18 protein-coding genes are annotated in these 20,563 nt (G+C 63.2%); 11 read left to right on the top strand and 7 right to left on the bottom strand.

Going from position 1 to position 20,563, the window contains the following annotated elements; translation table 11 throughout:
* Positions 1-6 precede the first annotated feature (6 nt).
* On the bottom strand, positions 7-1,170 hold the full coding sequence (locus ABIB24_RS12880; RefSeq protein ID WP_137163565.1) for an iron-containing alcohol dehydrogenase: 1,164 nt from the start codon (positions 1,168-1,170) through the stop codon (positions 7-9).
* A gap of 266 nt (positions 1,171-1,436) precedes the next feature.
* Between ABIB24_RS12880 and ABIB24_RS12875 the strand changes: the two genes are divergently transcribed.
* Positions 1,437-2,741, top strand: a complete 1,305-nt coding sequence (locus ABIB24_RS12875) for an MFS transporter (protein WP_013972035.1) — start codon at positions 1,437-1,439, stop codon at positions 2,739-2,741.
* Positions 2,742-3,685: 944 nt separating this feature from the next.
* On the opposite strand, the gene ABIB24_RS12870 is transcribed toward ABIB24_RS12875, so the two are convergent.
* Positions 3,686-4,606 (bottom strand): LysR family transcriptional regulator, encoded by a 921-nt coding sequence (locus ABIB24_RS12870; protein ID WP_354316552.1) that lies wholly within the window; start codon positions 4,604-4,606, stop codon positions 3,686-3,688.
* Positions 4,607-4,918: 312 nt separating this feature from the next.
* Between ABIB24_RS12870 and ABIB24_RS12865 the strand changes: the two genes are divergently transcribed.
* Entirely contained in the window at positions 4,919-5,398 is a 480-nt protein-coding gene (locus tag ABIB24_RS12865) for an REP-associated tyrosine transposase (protein WP_354316551.1), read from the top strand.
* 99 nt (positions 5,399-5,497) lie between these two features.
* Here ABIB24_RS12865 and ABIB24_RS12860 read toward each other — a convergent pair whose 3' ends face one another.
* Complete coding sequence (locus ABIB24_RS12860; RefSeq protein ID WP_137163563.1) at positions 5,498-6,220, bottom strand: hypothetical protein; 723 nt, start codon at positions 6,218-6,220, stop codon at positions 5,498-5,500.
* A gap of 78 nt (positions 6,221-6,298) precedes the next feature.
* Complete coding sequence (locus ABIB24_RS12855; RefSeq protein WP_025338583.1) at positions 6,299-6,601, bottom strand: DUF3077 domain-containing protein; 303 nt, start codon at positions 6,599-6,601, stop codon at positions 6,299-6,301.
* Between the two features lie 197 nt (positions 6,602-6,798).
* On the opposite strand from ABIB24_RS12855, the gene ABIB24_RS12850 reads away from it, so the two are divergent.
* On the top strand, positions 6,799-7,422 hold the full coding sequence (locus ABIB24_RS12850) for a glutathione S-transferase family protein (RefSeq protein WP_137163562.1): 624 nt from the start codon (positions 6,799-6,801) through the stop codon (positions 7,420-7,422).
* A gap of 131 nt (positions 7,423-7,553) precedes the next feature.
* Here the strand turns inward: ABIB24_RS12850 and ABIB24_RS12845 are convergent, their stop codons facing one another.
* Positions 7,554-8,729, bottom strand: coding sequence for an MFS transporter (locus tag ABIB24_RS12845; protein WP_085721565.1), 1,176 nt, complete (start codon positions 8,727-8,729; stop codon positions 7,554-7,556).
* A gap of 94 nt (positions 8,730-8,823) precedes the next feature.
* On the opposite strand from ABIB24_RS12845, the gene ABIB24_RS12840 reads away from it, so the two are divergent.
* Together ABIB24_RS12840 and ABIB24_RS12835 are read left to right on the top strand one after the other, a co-directional pair.
* Entirely contained in the window at positions 8,824-9,732 is a 909-nt protein-coding gene (locus tag ABIB24_RS12840; RefSeq protein WP_274079625.1) for a LysR family transcriptional regulator, read from the top strand.
* A gap of 142 nt (positions 9,733-9,874) precedes the next feature.
* On the top strand, positions 9,875-10,924 hold the full coding sequence (locus ABIB24_RS12835) for a 5'-nucleotidase (protein WP_085592344.1): 1,050 nt from the start codon (positions 9,875-9,877) through the stop codon (positions 10,922-10,924).
* Positions 10,925-10,976: 52 nt separating this feature from the next.
* Here ABIB24_RS12835 and ABIB24_RS12830 read toward each other — a convergent pair whose 3' ends face one another.
* Complete coding sequence (locus ABIB24_RS12830; protein ID WP_025338578.1) at positions 10,977-11,618, bottom strand: HD domain-containing protein; 642 nt, start codon at positions 11,616-11,618, stop codon at positions 10,977-10,979.
* Between the two features lie 130 nt (positions 11,619-11,748).
* On the opposite strand from ABIB24_RS12830, the gene ABIB24_RS12825 reads away from it, so the two are divergent.
* The 5 genes from ABIB24_RS12825 to ABIB24_RS12805 all read left to right on the top strand — a co-directional run bounded on the left by ABIB24_RS12825 (position 11,749) and on the right by ABIB24_RS12805 (position 17,286).
* The gene (locus ABIB24_RS12825; protein ID WP_075044779.1) at positions 11,749-12,720 is read left to right on the top strand and encodes a GlxA family transcriptional regulator; all 972 of its coding nucleotides are present in this window, start codon (positions 11,749-11,751) and stop codon (positions 12,718-12,720) included.
* 384 nt (positions 12,721-13,104) lie between these two features.
* Complete coding sequence (locus ABIB24_RS12820) at positions 13,105-14,124, top strand: helix-turn-helix transcriptional regulator (protein ID WP_354316563.1); 1,020 nt, start codon at positions 13,105-13,107, stop codon at positions 14,122-14,124.
* Positions 14,125-14,228: 104 nt separating this feature from the next.
* Positions 14,229-15,329 (top strand): hypothetical protein, encoded by a 1,101-nt coding sequence (locus ABIB24_RS12815; protein ID WP_025338575.1) that lies wholly within the window; start codon positions 14,229-14,231, stop codon positions 15,327-15,329.
* 62 nt (positions 15,330-15,391) lie between these two features.
* Positions 15,392-17,014, top strand: a complete 1,623-nt coding sequence (locus tag ABIB24_RS12810; RefSeq protein WP_025338574.1) for a hypothetical protein — start codon at positions 15,392-15,394, stop codon at positions 17,012-17,014.
* Between the two features lie 2 nt (positions 17,015-17,016).
* Complete coding sequence (locus ABIB24_RS12805) at positions 17,017-17,286, top strand: YkgJ family cysteine cluster protein (RefSeq protein ID WP_354316550.1); 270 nt, start codon at positions 17,017-17,019, stop codon at positions 17,284-17,286.
* 9 nt (positions 17,287-17,295) lie between these two features.
* On the opposite strand, the gene ABIB24_RS12800 is transcribed toward ABIB24_RS12805, so the two are convergent.
* Entirely contained in the window at positions 17,296-18,489 is a 1,194-nt protein-coding gene (locus tag ABIB24_RS12800) for an ATP-binding protein (protein WP_137163558.1), read from the bottom strand.
* A gap of 242 nt (positions 18,490-18,731) precedes the next feature.
* On the opposite strand from ABIB24_RS12800, the gene ABIB24_RS12795 reads away from it, so the two are divergent.
* Positions 18,732-20,489, top strand: coding sequence for an OPT family oligopeptide transporter (locus ABIB24_RS12795; RefSeq protein ID WP_354316549.1), 1,758 nt, complete (start codon positions 18,732-18,734; stop codon positions 20,487-20,489).
* Positions 20,490-20,563: the final 74 nt, after the last annotated feature.

Below are 20,563 nucleotides of genomic sequence, written 5' to 3'. Positions count from 1 at the left end.
AAAGGTTCAGAGGTTGCCGTGGTAGGCGTCGGTGATCAGGCGCTCGACATCACGCGCGGTGGTCAGGCGTGGGTTGACCAGCACGTTGCCGCTGCGCATCGAGTCGCTGACCATCTGCGGCAGGAACTCCAGATCCACGCCCAGTTCACGGATGGTCGCGGGAATGCCGATGGCCTGGTTCAGGGCCACCACCGCATCCACCGTGCGTGCCGCGGCCTGCTCCACGCTGAGCCCGGTCACATCGGCGCCCAGGGCAATGGCGATGTCGCGGAAGCGCTCCGGGCAGGCCGGCAGGTTGAACTTGATCACGTAAGGCAGCAGGGCGGCGTTGGCGATGCCATGGGGGATGTTGAACACCCCGCCGAAGGTGTGGGAAATGGCATGCACGTTGCCCAGCTTGGATTGCGAGAACGCCACCCCGGCCAGGAACGAGCCCAGCAGCATCTGCTCGCGGGCCGCCATGTCGGTGCCGACGAAGTAGGTTTTTTCCAGGCTGCCGGCAATCATGCGAATGGCCTGCAGGGCCATGGCCTGGCTGATCGGGTTGGCCTGGCGCGACACATACGACTCGATGGCATGGGTCAGGGCATCCATGCCGGTGGCGGCGGTGATGGCCGCAGGCAGCTTCAGGGTCAGTGCCGGGTCGAGGATGGCCAGGCGCGGGAACAGCCGCGGGCTGACGATCACCGTCTTGAACAGCGTGCGCTTGTTGGTGAACACGGTCGACGCCGTGCATTCGCTGCCGGTACCGGAGGTGGTCGGGATGGCGAAGATCGGCAGCGGCGGCTGGGTCAGTTTGTCGTAGCCCTCGTAGTCGAGGATGTTGCCAGGGTTGGTGGCCATCGCCGCCACACCCTTGGCGGTGTCGATGCTGCTGCCGCCACCCACGCCGATCACGGCGGTGCAGTTGCGCTCTTTCAGCAGCGCCACGGCAGCGTCGAGCACGTCGGTGCTGGGGTTGGCTTCAACGGCGGAGAACAGCTGGTAGTCGATGCCCGCCTGCTCCAGCGAGGCGAAGAAGCCGGCCAGGATGCCAGCGTCGATCAGGCCCTGGTCGGTGACCACCAGCAGGGTGCCGTCCACGTACGGCTTGAGCAGCGCACCGGCCTGGTCGGCCAGGCCCGCGCCACATTTGGCAATGGTGGGGAAATGGAACTGGAATTGGCTCATGAGGGGTCCTCAGGCAACTGCGTTGTTCTTGTTGTGCCCGCCGTGACGCTGGCGGGCCGTGCCGGGGCAATCTAGAGCGCGGGCCAGGGCCGCCGATAATGAAAAGAGCTGATCCGCCAATAACCACTGCTTATCCCCTGCCTGGGTAATAAGCAGGCGTTATTGGCGGATCAGCTCTTTTCATTACCTGCACTGCCGGCAGCGCTCCAACAATCGGCCTGCGTAGTTGCTACGCCTCCCGATAATCACAACAACGAGCTCCTGCGATGAAGACCATCCCCTCCCCGGCCGACCTGGCGCTGCCCGCTGCGGCCCCGATGACCACAGTGCGCTGGCGCATCTTCCTGATCCTGTTGCTGCTGACCGCAATCAACTACATCGACCGCGCCTCGCTGTCGGTGGCGCTGCCGCTGATCGCCCCCGAATTCAACCTGACGCCGGCCATGGAAGGGCTGATGCTCAGTGCGTTCTTCTGGTCCTATGCCTTGATGCAGATCCCTGGCGGCATGCTGCTGGACCGCTTCCACACCCGCGGCATCATTGGCGCGGCAACCGTGGCCTGGGGCCTGTTCCAGGCACTGGGCGCGGCCTCGCACAACTGGCTGGTACTGCTGCTGACGCGCATTGGCCTGGGCGTGGCCGAGTCGCCGATCATGCCCGCTGGGGCCAAGCTCAATGGCGCCTGGCTGACGCCTAACGAACGTGGCCGTGGCGCGGTGCTGGTGGATGGCGGCGCGCCGCTGGGCAGCGCCCTGGGGGCGATCCTGATTTCCGGGCTGATTGCCTGGCTGGGTTCGTGGCGGTTGGCCTTCGTGGTGGCCGGGGTCGGCACCGTATTGGCCGGCATCCTGGCGTGGAAGTACATCCGCAACCATCCCAGCGAGCACCCGGGGGTGAACGAGGCCGAACTGCGCCACATCACCGAAGGCAACGCCAGCGCCCATGCCGCGGCAGCCAAGGCCAGCCTGCCGCTGCGCGAGCTGCTCAAGGACCGTTCGATCTTTGCCATGTTCGCCGGCTACAGCTGCATCCTGGCAGTGTTCTACGGCCTGCTGACCTGGATGCCGAGCTACCTGCACAAGGCCCACGGCCTGAACATCTCGGCCATGGGCGGGGCGACCTTCCTGATCTTCATGTGCGGGTTTGTCGGCGAACTGATCGGCGGCTGGATCGGTGACCGCTGGCGGGCCAGCGGTGCCTCGCCGAACCTGGTGATGCGCACCATGTTCAGCGGTTCGGCGCTGGTGGCGGCGCTGTGCATCCTGGCGGCAGCCTATGTGGGCGAGACCGTCGCGGTGATCAGCCTGCTGTGCGTGGCGATGTTCTTCATCCGTTGGTGCGGGATGTACTGGTGCCTGCCGGCGATCATCGGCGGGCCGTCGCGCACCGGCGTGCTGGGTGGCACCATGAACTTCTGCGGCAACATGGCCGGGGTACTGGTGCCGATCGTGATCGGGCTGATCGTGCAGTTCACCGGGGATTACTTCTTTGCGCTGATCTTCTTTGTGGTGGCTGCGGTGTTGATTGCGGTGTTTTCCAGCTTGATCGATTACCGCGAGCGGCAGTTCTGAGATCGAGATTGCGAGATCCCTGTATGGCTTCAGCCGCGAATACCGGCGCAGCCGGTGCCATCCACCGCGTCGCCTGCTTCGCGGGTGAACCCGCTCCCACAGGTACGGCGCAGGCTTCGGGCTCACGCTGTACCTGTGGGAGCGGCTTCAGCCGCGAACACCGGCGCAGCCGGTGCCATCCACCGCATCGCCTGCTTCGCGGGCATGCCCGCTCCCACAAGTACTATGCGGGCTTCGGGTTCACGCTTTACCTGTGGGAGCGGCTTTAGCCGCGAACACCGGCGCAGCCGGTACCATCCACCGCGTCGTATTCTTCGCGGGTGAACCCGCTCCCACAGGTACGGCGAAGGCTTTCGGGCTCACGCTGTATCTGTGTGGGCTTTAGCCGCGAACACCGGCAGAGCCGGTGCCATCCACCGCGTCGCCTGCTTCGCGGGCATGCCCGCTCCCACAGGTACGGCGCAGGCTTCGGGATCACGCTGTACCTGTGGGAGCGGCTTTAGCCGCGAACACCGGCGCAGCCGGTGCCATACACCGCGTCGCCTGCTTCGCGGGTGAACCCGCTCCCACAGGTACGGCGCAGGCTTTCGGGCTCACGCTGTACCTGTGGGAGCGGCCGTGACCGCGAACACCGGAGCAGCCGGTGCCATACACCGCGTCGCCTGCTTCGCGGGTGAACCCGCTCCCACAGGTACGGCGCAGGCTTTCGGGATCACGCTGTACCTGTTGGAGCGGCTTTAGCCGCGAACACCGGCAGAGCCGGTGCCATCCACCGCGTCGCCTGCTTCGCGGGCATGCCCGCTCCCACAGGTACTAAGCGGGCTTCGGGTACACGCTGTACCTGTGGGAGCGGCCGTGGCCGCGAACACCGGCGCAGCCGGTGCCATCCACCGCGTCGTATTCTTCGCGGGCAGACCCGCTCCCATAGGGGGCCGCAACAGGGCTCAACCGGCCGTAAGCTCCTCCACCAGCAACCGCGCCGCCGGCGACAGCGGCGCGGCTACCCGGTGCACGATCCCGAACGGCTCGCTCAGTGCCCGCAGCTTCACTGCCAGCGACACCAGCAACCCGCGCTGCTCGGCAAAGGCCGCCACGGCGCTGGGGATCACCGCCACCAGCGTCGGGTCGTCTTCCAGCAGCATGAAGGTGGCAAAGGTGGAGAAGGTTTCCAGCGGGTAGCGTGGCACCTCCACCCCCGCCTCGCTCAACTCACGCTCCAGCGCCTGGCGCATGGGCATGTTGGCCGGGTAGACAATCCAGCGGTACTGGCTCAGGTCGCCAACTTCCAGCGCCGCCGCACCGGCCAGCGGGTGCTGCGGGTGCGCGACCACCGCCAGCGGCTCCTGGGCCAGTTCGACAAAGGCGTAGTCCGCCGCGTTGCGGCCCAGCCCTGGCCGGCAGATGGCCAGGTCCAGGCGCCCTTCATCAAGCTGGGTCAGCAGGTTGGCACTGGTGTTCTCGGCGATCTCCACCGCCAGTTGCGGCTGCTTGCGGCGCAACCGCCCGAGGGCACCGACCAGGGTCGGCATGGCACCCATGATGCTACCCACCGCCAGCCGCCCACCCTGGCCCTGGACGATGCCCAGAACCTCTTCGCGCAAATGCCCCAGGTCACTGTGAATCAAGCGCGCATATCGCACCACGCAACGGCCTACGTCATTGGCCACCAGGCCGCTGGGCAGGCGCTGGAACAACGGAACACCCAGCACCTCTTCCACCTCGCGCAAGGCCTTGGTGGCCCCAGGCTGGGAAATCGCCATGGCCTCCGCCGCCTTGTGCAGGGAGCCGCAACGGTCCAGTTCGATGAGCAGGCGTAACTGGCGCAGGCGCAGGCGGGAAAAAATGGAGTCCAGGGAGGGGATCATCGGGCAGGCTCGGCATGGGTCTTGTAATGCCGAGCACTATAGAGGGTTGTCAACGGGCGATTGTTGAGTTTGCGGCAAATGTCCTTTGCCCCAGAAACACGCATTTTCGCCTTTTCTGTAGGAGCAGCCTTGTGCTGCGAAGAGGCCGGTACTGACCAAACATGTGTATCGCTCGTACCGGCCTCTTCGCAGCACAAGGCTGCTCCTACAAAGGTGTATGGCTGTAAAACAGGGTAACGATCTGCCAACGTCGGTAGCGTCTGGAGTCTCTATTGTAGGTATCCCACACGAAACGGATGCGAGGAACACTACATGGATCGTGCTGAGGCCAACCTGCTACGCCGGGGGCGTTTTTCAGAGCGGGGCAGGCTGTACCTGCTGACCACTGTCACCCATGCACGCAAGCCGCTGTTTCAGGATCTTCGTACCGCTCGCCTGGTCATCAGGGAGCTGAGGCAGTCGGAACGACTTGGTGCTTGCCGCTCACTTGCCTGGGTGCTGATGCCTGACCACTTGCATTGGCTGGTAGAGCTGCGTGCTGTCACATTGAGCAGCCTGATGCGGCAGTTCAAATCGCGATCTGGTACGGCATTGTGCAAGGCGGGCGTGAGCCCGGGCCAAGTCTGGCAACGCGGGTTTCATGACCGAGCGCTGCGCCAGGACGATGATGTGCGCAAGGTAGCCCGATACATCATTGCCAACCCTCTGCGGGCTGGCCTGGTAGCAGAGATTGGCGATTATCCACACTGGGACGCAGTATGGCTCACTGACAGCCTGCACAACTCCTTGTAGGAGCAGCCTTGTGCTGCGAAGAGGCCGGTACAGGCGATACACATGTTCAGTCAGTACCGGCCTCTTCGCAGCACAAGGCTGCTCCTACAGGTGAGGCGTTCAGTGCGGGTTACGACGCGACAGGCAGGCATACCCCAGGCCCAGCACGCTGGCCGCCAATACGCCCAGCAGCACCATCAGCTCGCGGCTGTAACGGGCCACCCAGGCCGGGAAACCGATGACCTCGCGGTAAACCTGTATGTCAGCCTTGCCATCGGCGTGACTGATGCTGACCCCGCCCTGGCGGATCTGTGAGTAGTCCGCATCGAAATACACCCATACCTTGCACGCGCCACCCGGCTCGATGACGGGGATGTCCGCTTGCATGGTGGAGGTTTCCAGGATGGTGTCATTGCCAGCTGCATCGCGCACCTGCACAAGGCCTTTCGCCGGCAGGCGGATTTTCACCTGGCGCACCTGCGCATCACCGCTGTTGCGCAGCTCGATGAGCAGACCGGTACGGTGGTCGACCAGCCCGGCCTCGAAGGGCTTGGCGAACAGCTGGGCATACGGCGCCTGGGCCATTTCGATCAGCCGCTCGACCTGATCGTGGCTCAGCCCGCCCTCGCTGATTGAATTGATACGCCCCTGCAACTGCTCGTACTTGAGCTGCTCGCTGGCTTTGGTGATGCGTTCGCTGAACTGGCTGGGATAGGTGAGGTAGGCATAGGTCAGCGATGCCTCCAGGCGCGGGTTGCCCCTGAGCAACCCATAGGCGGCCAGCAGGACCATCAGGCCAAGCAGCACGGCTACGAGGAGTTTCCCCACCTTGTCCCAGCTCAATGCGAACTTCCTTCTGTCGTGATACAGAGATTCAAACTGACCAAGGGTGCCAAGTTCATGGTCCCCAGGCAAGCCTGACTAAGGCTCCTGCTCGCCTCCCCGAGCCTGGCGCAACTGCTGCAACTGGCCGTCGATCAGCGCCTTGGCCATGCCTGCCAGGTAATACGTGGCCTGCATCATCGCCTTGCGGTCACCAGGCCGGTCGATGGCCTTGCGGGTGAGTTCGGTAATGCAGCCCATGATGCTCGAGGCCTCCATCAGCGCCGTACGCATTGGCAGCTGCGCGTTCATCTGAACCAGTTCGGCGCCGCCGTTGCCAAAACGGCCCGCTGCACGCACGACATTGAGGTTGCTGCTTTCTTTCGGAGTGTCTTTGTCCATGTCCATTCCTCGGGGTTACGAGCGTGCCGAGACTAGGGCGCTGCCTGCCCCGCCACAATAACCTTGAGGGTGGAAAGGCTTACTTTCGGAAATGGACTACAAGAACCCTACAAAGGGGATGCTCCGCCACCACTCAGGCGCTTGACCGGCGCCCGGCAGTGACGGACGATCAATCTCCCCCCACAAGGATGAACACCATGCTACGGATACTGGGCAGAGCCTCCTCCATCAATGTACGAAAAGTCCTGTGGGCGTGCGCCGAGTTCGAGGTCGCGTTCGAGCGCGAAGACTGGGGGACGGGTTTCAAGCCCACGAACAGCGCCGAGTTCCTTGCGTTAAACCCCAACGCCATGATCCCGGTGATCCAGGATGGCGACTTCACCCTGTGGGAATCCAACAGCATCATCCGCTACCTGGCCACGCGCTATGGCGCCACCGGGTTCTACCCGGGCGAAGCGCAGGCGCGGGCCAGGATCGACCAGTGGATCGACTGGCAGGCCTCGGACCTCAACCGTTCCTGGAGCTACGCGTTCATGTCGCTGGTCAGGCACTCGCCCGCCCACCAGGACCCACAGGCCCTGGCCGCCGGCTGCGCGGACTGGGCGCGCTACATGCACATTCTCGACCGCCAGCTGGCAAACACCGGTGCCTATGTGGCCGGCAGCCAGTTCACCTTGGCCGACATCCCCATTGGCCTGTCGGTCAACCGCTGGTTCGAAACGCCGTTCGAGCACCCGCACCTGCCGGCCGTGCGCGATTATTACGAGCGGCTGAGCGAGCGCCCGGCCTATCACCTGCATGGCCGTAACGGTACGCCGTGATGGGCAAAACTGTGGGGCTGCTTTGCAGCCCATCGCGACACAAGGCCGCTCCTACAAGGAATCGCGTCTTCCTGTAGGAGCGGCCTTGTGTCGCGATGGGGCGCAAAGCGCCCCCCGAAGATCTCCACCTGTTACACAGCAACCTGACTCGCCGCAGCCCCCGCCCGCCCCCGCCAAGCGAACAGCAGCACCATCACCAGGCCCAAAACCGCCATCGCCGCCCCCGCCAGGGAAACCGCCGAATACCCCAGCCCGGCATTGATCACCGCCCCACCCAGCGCCGCACCAATCGCATTCCCCAGGTTGAACGCCCCGATGTTCACCGCCGACGCCAGGTTGGGCGCATCCTTGGCCGCCTCCATCACCCGCATCTGCAGCGGCGGCACCAGGGCAAAGCTGGCAGCGCCCCACACCAGGATCGCCAGCGCAGTCGGCAGCGGCCAGTCCATCACCAGCGGGAACACCAGCAGCACCGCAATCAGCACGGCCAGCGACAGCATCAGGGTACGGTCGATCGAGCGGTCCGCCGCCTTGCCACCCCACACGTTGCCCAAGGTCAGGCCGACACCGAACAACACCAGCATGGCCGTGACGAAGGTGGTGGACGCTGCCGCTTCGCTCTGCAGGATCGGCGCGATGTAGGTGAATACCGTGAACATCGCACTGGAGCCCACCACGGTCAGCAGCAATGCCGCCAGCACCGGCCCGCGGCCCAGTACGCGGATTTCGGCCATGGCCCCGCCACCCTTGGGCGACGGCACATTGGGCAGTGCGTACCAGAGGGTGGTCATTGCCACCAGGCCGAGCCCGGCGATGCCCCAGAATGCCGTGCGCCAGCCCAGCATTTCACCGAACCAGGTCGCCAGCGGCACTCCGCCGATGGTGGCCAGGGTCAACCCCATGAACATGGCGGCCACGGCCCCGGCGCGCTTCTCGGGCGGCACCACGCTGGCCGCGACGATCGAACCGATGCCGAAGAACGCACCGTGGTTCAGCGAGGTGACCACGCGGGCGACCAGCAGGCTGGCGTAGTCGCTGGCCAGGGCCGACATCAGGTTGCCGAGGGTGAAGATGGCCATCAGCCCGATCAGCAGGTAACGCCGCGGGATCTTCACCGTGGCCAGGGTCATCAGCGGTGCGCCGATCAGCACACCGATCGCATAGGCACTGACCAACAGCCCGGCAGCGGGGATGGAGACGCCAAGGTCGGTGGCGATGCTGGGCAACATGCCCATGGGGGCGAACTCGGTGACCCCGATGCCGAAGGCACCGATGGCGAGTGCGACAAGAGGTGGATTGATACGCATGGCAAGCTCCTTATCTGTGCTGCAAATGCTACGATCCAAGTCTGAGCCACACTAGACTGCATTTTTGCGAACCACCTTTGCTGAAGAGGCACAAATGGACTTCAGTGGAAGATCCGGAGAGATGGAAATATTTGCCAAGGTGGCCCAGGAGGGCAGCCTGTCCGCCGCCGCCCGGGCGCTGGGCCTGACGCCTTCGGCGGTGAGCCGGATCCTCGCGCGCACCGAACAGCGCCTGGGCACCCGCCTGCTGCTGCGCACCACCCGGGCGATCACCCTCACGCCCGAGGGCGAAGCGTACCTGCGTGGTGCACGGCGGGTGCTGGCCGACATGCTCGAAGTGGAGGAGGCCATCACCGACCAGGGCGTGCCACGCGGGCGCTTGCGAGTCAGCGCAGCGCTGGGCCATGGCCGCTTGACCGTGGTGCCGTTGCTGGCGGCGTTCAGCGCGCGCTACCCGCAGGTGCTGGTCGACCTTACCCTCAGCGACGAAGTGGCCGACATTCTCGGCGGTCAGGCCGACGTGGCGCTGCGCTTCGGCCACCTGCCGGACAGTTCGTTGAGCGCCCGCGCCATTGGCGAAACCGGCCAGGTGATCGTCGCCTCGCCCGAGTACCTGGCGCGCTGCGGTACGCCGCTTCTGCCGGAGGACCTGGCCCGACACAACTGCCTGCGCTTCAACTTCCGCCGCGCCGCACCCGACTGGCCGTTCCGCCGCGACGGGCAGGTTTTTTCATTGAAAGTGACGGGCAATATCGAATGCAGCAGCGGCGAGGCCTTGGCGCAGTTAGCCAGGCTCGGCGCCGGCGTGGCGCGCATCGGTACCTTTACCGTGGCCGATGACCTGGCCAACGGGCAACTGGTGCCGTTGCTGGAGGCGTACAACCCAGGTGATTGCGAGCCGATCCATGCGGTGTTCGTCGGCGGCCCGGCGATGCCGGCGCGGGTGCGGGTGTTCGTGGATTTTCTGGTGGAGCAACTGTCAGGCCAGCCCGCAGCCTTGTAGGAGCAGCCTTGTGCTGCGAAGAGGCCCGTACTGACAATGCATATCTGTTGCCTGTACCGGCCTCTTCGCAGCACAAGGCTGCTCCTACAAAATCCTGCTGTACAGGATCCCTTGCCCTCGGCTCATGTTCAGGAGTTACTTCATGCCCTACCCCATCGAACAGAAACTGGTCATCGGCGTTGCTTCGAGTGCGCTGTTCGACCTCACCGTCTCGGACGACATCTACCAGACCCAGGGCGTCGAGGCATACCGCCAGCACCAGCAGCAGAACCTGGACGAACCCTTCCCCAAGGGTGTGGCATTCCCGTTCATTCGCCGCTTCCTGAGCATCAACCAGGCCTTCCCCGAGCAGTTGCCGGTGGAGGTGGTGCTGCTGTCGCGCAACTCGCCGGAAACCGGCCTGCGGGTGTTTCGCTCGATCAGCCACTACCAGCTGGACATCACCCGCGCGGCGTTCATGTCGGGCCGCTCGCCCTACGAGTACATCCCGGCGTTCAATGCCTCGCTGTTCCTCAGCGCCAACGAGGAGGATGTACAGAAAGCCATCGACGCCAACTACCCCGCCGGGCGGGTGCTGCCGACACGCATCTACGATGACGAGATCGACACCGAATTGCGGGTGGCCTTCGACTTTGACGGGGTGATTGCCGATGACGAGGCCGAGCGCGTGTACAAGCGCGACGACAACCTGGACGAGTTTCAGGAGCATGAACGCGTGCGCAAGGGCATCCCGCATTCGCCGGGGCCGCTGGCGGACCTGTACCGCAAGCTTTCGCTGATTCGCATGCTCGAAGACCGCAAGTTGGCCGAGGACCCGGCGTACAAGCGCATCTTGCGGATTGCCATCGTGACGGCGCGCAATGCCCCCTCGCACGAGCGGGTGGTGACGACGTTGAAGGATTGGGGCGTATCGCCGGACGAGTGCTTCTTTCTGGGCGGGATGGAAAAACCCAGGGTGCTGTCGATACTGAAGCCGCATGTGTTCTTTGATGACCAGCGCAGCCATTTGCAATCGCCGGCGGGGGATTTGCCGATGGTGCATGTGCCGTTCGGGGTGGCGAATCGCGAGCGTTCGGTAGCGGACTCTGCGCTCGACGTGCCCCACAGGTACAGCGTTGCTCCCGAGGTTGTCGCTGAACCTGTGGGAGCGGCCTTGTGTCGCGAAAGGGCCGCAAAGCGGCCCCAGGATTGATGCGCAACAGTTGAAATTGCTGGGGCCGCTCTGCAGCCCCCGCCCGCTTTACTCAGCTGGCCCAGCAGGACTGCCGAATGACGCTGCAGAAATTCCCAGGCCGGAATGCAGGCTCCTTGTCCGCGATCACATCCGCCTTCACGTTGCCAAACGTGGTCTGCGGCTTGTGCCGGATCCCGTCGTAAAACGCCTGGATGATCGCCTCCTTGAACCGCTCCCCACGCGGGTGCGCCTGGACCACGGCGTCCCGCGCGGCAATCCCCAGCCCTTCGTGGTGCAGCCCCAGCACATCAGTCTCCACCCCCGCCGTGACCAGGGCGATCAGCGGGTGCATGTGCTCTGGAATGCCCGGCGTGGTATGCAGCGCGATCGCCGTCCACACTCGCTCGACATCGCGCTCGTCCACGCCGTGGCGCTGGAGGAAATCGCGCGCCGCATTGGCACCGTCCACCTCGAAGCGGCAGCAATCGCTGCTGTGCTGATGGGTCAGGCCCATGTCATGGAACATGCAGCCTGCGTACAGCAGTTCACTGTCGTAACGCAGCCCCAGCCGCTGCCCGGCAAGGGCCGCGAAGTAGAACACCCGGCTGGAGTGGTGGAACAGCAAAGGGGAAGCCGTGTCACGGACGAGCTCGGTGATTTCCCGAGCCATGGCGCTGTCGGGCACCTGGATACCGGCGATGGATGAGGACATGGTCGCTCCTGGGTGGGTTGATGACGAGCCCAGTCTGCTGCTGTGAGCCAATGTCCTCAATTGACTTGTAGCGCCAGATACTGCCATTGTCGGCGGATTACGGACTTGCGGCGCAACGCCCGGAGCCACCATGCCCTCTGCCCCCATCACGGTCGCCATCCTGGCCATGCCCGGCGTACAACTGCTGGATGCCTGCGGCCCGCTCGATGTGTTCGCCGAAGCCAACCGCCAGGCCGGCCGTGACGCCTATCGCCTGCTGTTGCTGGCTTGCGAACCGGGGCCGCTGGTGAGCTCTTCCGGTACGCGCCTGGTCGCCGACGGCTGGATCGGCGAAGACCTGGAAGCCATCGACACCTTGCTGGTCGCCGGCACGCCGCAGGCTGCCGAGCAGTACCTGCGCCCCGGCATTCTCGACTGGCTGCGGCAACGCGCGGGCGCTTGCCGGCGTTACGGCTCGGTGTGCACGGGGGCGTTTGCCCTGGCGGCTGCCGGGTTGCTGGATGACCGGCGTGTGACCACCCATTGGGCCGTGGCGCAGCCGTTGGCCGAGCGTTATCCGCGGGTGCAGGTGGATGCCGACGCCATTCAGGTGCATGACGGCAACCTGCGTACCGCTGCGGGGGTAACGGCCGGGCTGGACCTGGCACTGGCCCTGGTGGAAGAAGACCTGGGGCGGGATATTGCCAAGCAGGTTGCCGGGCACCTGGTGATGTACTTCAAGCGGCCTGGCGGGCAGCTGCAGTTCAGCCGGCAAGGTGGGACATCACCGGTTGGGCGTTCGGCATTGCAGGGGTTGCAGCGTTACGTGGCCGCCAACCCTGCACTGGACCACGGGGTTGCCAGCCTGGCTGCGCGGGTTGGGCTGAGCCCGAGGCATTTTGCACGGGTGTTTCAGGGTGATGTGGGCATGACCCCGGCCGCGTGGGTGGAGCTGGCGCGGGTGAATGCTGCGCGGGCGCGGCTGGAGGCTGGGCGAGAGGCACCGAAGCAGGTGGCGGCGCTGTGCGGGTTTGCCAATGCGGATACGTTGCGGCGGGCGTTCGTGAAGCATGTGGGGGTGACGCCGGCGGAGTATCGCAAGCGGTTTGGGCGGTCGGGGTGAGGAGACCTTGATAAGCGTGGCGTTCACGCAATGTGCAACGCCAATCAGCCCCCCCAGCGACACAGGTTGTCGCCCTCCTGGCAAAAACTACCCACACCAAGCCAGGAGGAAAACGAGATGAGAGACCTGTTTGCAGTCATCGGCTTTGCCGTGGTGGTGAAGAAGGGATACGAGTGGTATCGCGAGTACAGCGAGCTCAAACGCGAAAAAGCGCAACGGCAGTGAGCCCGCAAAGCCCGCGTAATACCAAAGGCGATAAAAATTGACGCGCAAATGCGCCATTAAACCGCCATTACCACTAGCATATGGCCACCATTCACCGGTACGATCCGCACAGCTAGAAGTCGTGCCGGGCAGCCGGTGATCCAGAACAAGGTCGTTTTCATGTCACAAGCGAAGGACACGCTGCTCAGACTGTTTGCCTTGCTCCGTCTTATCCCGACAGAGCCACAGCGCATTGCCACCCCCACGTTGCTGGAGAAGCTTCGCGATCGCGGGTTTTCGGTCACGCTGCGTTCCATTCAACGCGACCTGAATCGGTTGTCCATCCCCTTCTCCCTCGTGTGCGACGACAGCGAGATGCCTTTCCGCTGGAGCTTCACTCGTAACGCCCCCTTGCAGCTGCAAGACATGGATGCGCCTACGGCATTGGCGCTTTACCTGTCCGAAAACCATCTGCACGCCTTATTGCCGCAAACAGTCCTGGACCAACTGGGCCCGCAGTTCCGCCGCGCCCGTAACTACCTGCATGGCGTAGGGGCCAATGGCCTGGCCGATTGGGCCCGGCGCGTTCGTGCACTGCCCAACGGTAAAACCTTGATCCCGGCTGCGGTGTTGCCAGAGGTATGGGCACAGGTATCCAGCGCGTTGCTGGAGCGTCGGCAACTGCAGGTGAGCTATCGAAGCCGCAGCAAAGATGCCATCAAGCAATTTCGCCTGCATCCGGCCGGGCTGGTATCGCGTCATGCCATCAGCTACCTGGTTGCGACGGTTGATGACTACAGTGACCTGCGCCAGTTTGCATTGCATCGCATCCAGCAAATCGAAGTGCTCGGCGAAGCTGCCGAGCTGCACAGCAGCTTCGATGTCGACGACTACATCGCCAGCGGCGTATTCAACCTGCGCCAGTCCGACGCCCATGTAGAACTGATCGCCGATGTTCATCCACAGATCGCCACCTTGTTGCACGAGACGCCTCTCAGCCAGCAACAGGAATTGACTGACCTGCCTTCAGAGGACTGGAAGCGATTACGCGCCAAGGTGCCCCTGGACCGGGAAACGCTGTGGTGGATATTCGCGCTCAACGACAACATCCGCCTACATGCCCCACAGGTCTGGGTCGACGAGATCCGCCAGCGTTTGCGCTCGATGCAAGCGTTCTACCTGGAGGCTTGCCCCGCCTGACCTCAACCCTGCAGTACGTTGTGCCGATTTTCCGCTACCGCTGCTCAATGTGAGCGCGAAAGCAAACCTAGACAGATATCGATATCCACCAAAAGGACATTGCCATGCCGCTTCCTCTAATCCTCGGTGCCGCCGCCCTGGTTACAGCTGCTTACGGAGCCAAGAAAGGCTACGACGGATACCAACGTCATTCGGAAGCCGACGAAATTGTCAAAGGCGCCCAGGAACGCTATGAGGCGAAGAAGGAAATCTTTGACGAGCAGGAAACCAAAACCACTTCCGCTCTCGAAGCCTTGGGGAAAAAGGAACTGGAGATCGGCCAGAGTTTTGCTGAATTCAAGGTACTGGCCGACAAACTGCTGGACCAGATGAACGCCGGCCGCCAGCACAAACTGGAAGTCAACATTCCCAAGCACAACCTGCAAAAGGTCGACAGCTACAGCTTCACTGCTGTTGGCGTGCTGGGTACCGTAGCGGGCGCAGGTACTGCGGGCGCTGCGGCGGGCTTCGCCGTCTATGGCGGTGTAATGGCCCTGGGCGCGGCTTCGACCGGCACCGCCATTTCGTCGCTGGCTGGTGTTGCCGCTACCAACGCGACCCTGGCGGCAATCGGTGGGGGCTCTTTGGCTACCGGTGGCCTGGGCATGGCAGGCGGTACCGCAATTCTGGGCGCAGCAGTGGCCGCCCCGGTATTGGCGATTGCTGGCTGGGCTTACAACAGCCACGGCGAGGAGGCGCTGAAAAACGCCCGCAAAGCCGACCAGGAAGTGACAGCGGCAGTCGGCAAGCTTGCCCGCGCCACCGAAATGCTCGGTGAAACAGAACACTACACCCGCAAGATCCGTCGTTCGCTGATGTCCATCTACGCCCAGTTCAATCAGTATTTCGACAGCCTGAAGGACATCGACAGCTTCCTGCAGGACCTCAAAGGCCGCAACGTCGATGCCAAGGCGGAACTGGCCAAGCACAACGAGTCGATCGTGCGCACCATCGAAAACGGCTACGCCCTGGCGGCCATTCTGGTGAACGTCATCACCACCCCGATCTTCAAGCTCAAGAAGGTCAACGGTCAGGTCGCCAAGGACAAAGATGGCGTTCCGACCATGGAACTGGACAACGACGGTTCGATGGTCCTGAACGAGAGCGAACTCGACAAAGTGATGGTCAGCGCCAGCGCTGAAGCAGAAAAGGTCGAAGCAGCCTGATGCCCTCCCGGGGAAGGCTCGCCTTCCCCACCTCCCCCTTTTCGATTTTCATGGACCCGAACATGCACGCCGCAGCGCGAGACTATCCCTGGGCTGAAGAGCTCGAGAAAACCGTAGTCACCAGCCTGGCCACCAGTTTTGGCCTGGACTTTCTTTTGTTCCAGGACAAACACGGCGGCGAGGTGGACACCATCCACAATGCACGCAATGGCGTTTGGGCAACGGAGCAGGAGAAGCAACGCTTTGAAAAGCGCGGCGACTACAATCCGGATCCATACCATCAGCACGAAAACTACATCGAGACAGGGCGCCGGGACAAAGCCACTCACCTGGCTGGCGAACTTCACGACCCTTACCGCAACACCACGTTGACTGCAGCCCAGAAACGCAACCTTGATCACGTTATCAGTGCCAAGGAAATTCATGACGATGCCGGCCGCGTGCTGGCCGGGCTGGACGGTGTCGAGCTGGCGAACCAGAGCAGCAACCTGCAAACGACCCACGAGAGCATCAACAAGTCGAAAGGCCAGACGCCTATCAACGACTACCTCCGCGATTTGCCCGAGCTGATCGGCAGAAGCGAAACCAAACTGGCAAAGGACCGAGCACGCCTGGCTACCTTGCCACGTGACACCCCCGAGCAACAGCACAATGCACGCGTGCTGGAAGATCAGATTCGCAAAGACGAAAACAAGATCGAAACGTTGAAGGCCATCGACCCCGATGAAATGCGCAAACGGGACGAGGCTGCCCGGGCGCCCTACAACGAACAGATCAACCGCGCCTACTACACCAGCAGCAAGTTCTGGAAGCAAAGCGCTTCCGCGTCGCTGGATGCCGGCCTGAAAATGGGTGCCCGCCAGATGCTTGGCCTGGTGCTGGCCGAAGTCTGGTTCGAATTGCGCGGGCAGGTGCCGGCGCTGCTTGAAAAACTCAAGCACAAGTTCGACTTCGAAACCTTCATCGACAGCGTCAACAGCACCTTGAAAGGCATCTGGACGCGTGTGCAAAAACGCTTCACGGACTTTCTCATCGGCTTCAAGGACGGCGTTTTCGCGGGTGTCATGGCCAGCGCGACCACCACGCTGTTCAATGTGTTCGCCACGACCAAGGTCATGGCGGTCAAGATCATTCGCGAGGTCTGGGGCCAGTTGGTCAAGGCCATCAAACTGATGATCTTCAACCCCGAACAACTGGGCTTCGTCGACCTCTGCAAGGCCGTTACCAGCTTGATGTCCCTCGGTGCCGCCACTGTCGTGGGCACCATGGTGCATGCCCAACTGCTGCCACTGTGCAGCTTCCCGTTCGGCGGTGAACTGGTGGCGTTTGCCAGCGCATTGGTCACCGGGGTGGTCACACTGGGCCTGAACTACTTCCTGCTGCACAGCCCAGTGGCCCACAAGCTTTGGGCCTTCATCGAGTCGATCATGCCCCACGCCGGAGTGGTCAAGCACTTCGAGTCGGTAAACGCAGAGCTGGACCGTTACCTGACCGAGCTGAGCAAGCTTGAGTTCAACCTGGATGCTTATGAACTTGAAGCGTTCTCGCTGACACTGATGGCCTGCAACGATGAACTGCAGCGCGGCATGGTGCTGAAAGCTGAAGTAGCCAAGCGCAACATCGAGCTGCCGTTTGAAATGGGCAACAGTGCGAGCACTCGCGACTGGCTGGCCTCGCTGGTGTAAGGATGCAGCCGTTTCCATGCAACCAGTGCGGCCTGTGCTGCCGGAACGTTCACCTGGCCGAGGAAACGCGCTTCCTCGACCGGGGGGACGGCACCTGTCGACATCATGACGTGCCCAGCAAACGCTGCACGATCTACAACGACAGGCCCGATATATGCCGGGTGGATCGGCAATATGAGCTGCACTACGCCAACCGGTATGGCTGGGACGAGTTTGTGAAGCTTAATGTTCAGGTATGTGAGGTGCTGCAAGAGCAGTCGCCACAAGGCTAGATCTGCTGCCTACGCAATCCGCCAATCATCGCCCGGCATGATGCGTCGCATGAACTCATCGAAGAGCGGTACCGTGAACGCCGTATCACCGTGGCTCGGGCTATAGATCATCCCTTTATCGATCAATGCACTACGCAACGGCGCGAGCGTGGAAACCTTCCGCTCCAGGCGCGCCGCAATATCCCCAGAGCGATGCGGACCGGCACCCAGATCCGCCATGCCACGCAGGTACTTCTTTTCCGCTAGCGTAAGGCGGTCAAAGCGCACCCGGAAGAAGCTCTCATCCAGTGTGGCAATCGCCTGCTCTGAAGCAGTTTCGACATCAGCGCTGGTGATGGGGCTCTGCGTGGCTACATCCCATGAATGCTTGCCCCACTCCTGCAGGAAGTAGGGATAGCCCTGTGAATGTGCCAGCACACTTCCCAGCGCCGCCTCTTCGAATGCCACACCTTCATCTTCTGCAGGCCGTACTACCGCAAACCTTGCGGCCTCAGGAGCAAGCGGGCCGATCTCAGGGAAGTCGAACAGTCGCTCCGCATAGGATTTCGCGTTACCACAACGCCCACGCAATTGGGGCAGGCCAGCCCCAACCAGCGTGACAGGTAACTGGCCCTGGGCACAGCGATGCAAGGCTGTAATCAACGCGGCCAACTGATCTTCGGCAACGTACTGCAACTCGTCGATGAACATCACCAGCGCCGTGTCGGCGCGCTGTGCGGCCTTGCCGGCCTCCTCCAGCAAGGTCGCCAGGTCGCCTTCCAGGTCACCGTTATCAGCCAAGCCAGGTTCTGGCTCCAGGTCCAGGCCTACTTCTATGTCCGCGTAGGCAACCTTCAACGACTTTGCAAAACCGGCAAGGGCTCGCAACCCCCGTTGAGCCAGGTCCCGAGCCGCTTCCACCCGGCTCAGGCGAAGCAGCGCCAGGCGCAATTGAGGCGCCAACAATGCGGGTAGCGAACGGTTTTCCGGCGCCTCCATGCGTATGGCATGAACGCCCTCGGCCTCGGCTTCAATGCGCATTTTTTCGAGCAGTACAGTCTTGCCCACGCCGCGCAAGCCGACCATCAGCACGCTCTTCGCCGCTCGGCCTCGGCGAATGCGGGCGATTGCGATGCTTACCTGCTTGAGCAATGCGTCGCGACCAGCCAATGCCGGCGGCGGCGCGCCTGCTCCCGGGGAATAGGGATTAGCGATCGGGTCCATGACTTATACCGAGTTTAGGAAAGTTATCGAGTTTAGATAACTTAACTAATTTCACTTGATTCGGCAATGTCAGCAAAAGCGAGCCCCTGGGCACAGCACTTTTCTTGAGACCCGACGGTGTTGCCGCTAGCACTTCCGGGCTGTTGCTGGGCACCTTTCACAACCAGAAGCGACAGTGAACCTTTGTGGCAGCAGTGGCTCAGTTGTGCAAAGCGCGCTTACCACTCCGACAAGGGATTGCCATGAGAGATGCCCCGTCCACCGCCCTTCCCCAGGCTCGCATCGAACGTGAACTGAGCCTGCGGGCGGTGCTCACCGGCGTAGTGCTGGGCATTCTGCTGACACCCTCGAATGTGTACGCGGGCCTTCGGATCGGCTGGTCGTTCAACATGTCGATCATCGCCTTGCTGGTCGGCTTCGCCCTTTGGCAGGGCCTGGCGGGGCGCAGCAAGGGCCGGTCCGCCTGGACGTTGCACGAAAGCAACATCAACCAGACCGTGGCCTCGGCCGCCGCGTCCATCGTTTCTGGCGGGCTGGTCGCGCCGATCCCCGCCTATACCCTGCTCACCGGTCACCAGCTGGACCCGCTGCCGATGATGGCCTGGGTGTTCTCCGTGAGCTTTCTGGGCATCTGGATCGCCTGGTATCTGCGCCCCGCCCTGCTCGATGACCATGGCCTGAAGTTCCCTGAGGGCATGGCGACCCTGGAGACATTGCAGCAGATCTACCGCCACGGCCACGAAGCCATGATGCGGATAAAGGTGCTGTGCAGCGCCGCGTTGCTGTCGGGGCTGGTGAAGTGGATTGACGGGTTCGTCTGGGCGATCCCGCGCTGGGCACCCTCGCCTGTGCTCGAGCGCCTGACCTTCACGCTTGATCCTTCGCTGATGCTGGTCGGCTTCGGCGGCATCATCGGTATCCGCGTGGGCCTGACGCTGCTGTTCGGCGCCGCGCTGGCCTGGGGCGGGCTGGCACCGTGGCTGATCGACCATGCCCTGGTGGTTCTGGCCCCGAACGCCAGCGGCCCACAGTTCGCTGCCCTGGTGGAATGGTTGTTGTGGCCGGGCGTCAGCCTGATGGTATGCGCGACCCTGACTTCATTGTCGGTCCGCCTGTTGCAAATGCCCCGGCAAAAGCCTACCGCCCCGCTGGCTAGTCGGTCAGCGCACCCCCGTGGGCGATTTTCCCTGGCACCTGCGTGCGGGCTGTTATTGTCCATCGCGCTGGTGGTGGCGTTACAGGCGTTGCTGTTCGGCATCGACTGGTGGATGGCGCTGCTGAGCATTCCCTTGGCGATATGCCTTGCGGTGGTCGCCGCGCGCGTGGTCGGCGCCACCGGTATTGCGCCGATCGGCGCCATCGGCAAGCTGTCGCAGCTCAGCTTTGGCCTGGTCGCCCCAGGCCAGGTGGCCATCAACCTGATGAGCGCCAACACTGCCGGTGGCGCGGCCGGGCAAGCCACCGACCTGATGAACGACTTCAAGGTTGGCCAGGCGATCGGCGCGACGCCACACAAGCAACTGATTGCACAGTGCCTGGGCATCCTAATCGGCAGCGTGGCCGGCGTGCTGGTGTACCTGGTGCTGATTCCCGATCCGCAGACCCTGCTGCTTACCGAGCAATGGCCCGCACCGGCCGTGGCGACCTGGAAAGCCGTGGCCCAGACCCTGATGCAGGGGCTGGGGGCGCTGTCGCCGGAGCTGCGCTGGGCGATCGTGGCCGGCAGCGCGGCAGGCGTACTGCTGGGCGCGCTGGACAGCCTGCTGCCGCAATGGGTGGCGCGCTGGCTGCCGAGTACCGGCGCGCTGGGGCTGGCGTTCATACTGCCGGCATCGATCAGCATGATGATGGGGCTTGGCGCGGTGGTTACCTGGCTGGTCGGCTGCCGTTGGCCGAGCGTTACAGCGCGGTTTGCGATCACGGCCGCAGCGGGGTTGATTGCCGGGGAAAGCATTTCCGGGGTGGCGGCATCGTTCTGGGAGATGGTGCGGATGCTGTAGCGGCTGGCATGGCGCGGCCATGCTGCCTGGGCAGCCCATCGCGCGTTCACGCTTGACCCACACCCTCCCCCCGC

Origin of the sequence: Pseudomonas sp. UYEF17, assembly GCF_040546125.1 — a bacterium.
Lineage (GTDB): Bacteria > Pseudomonadota > Gammaproteobacteria > Pseudomonadales > Pseudomonadaceae > Aquipseudomonas > Aquipseudomonas putida_Z.
This window is presented reverse-complemented; position numbering and strand designations above follow the sequence as displayed.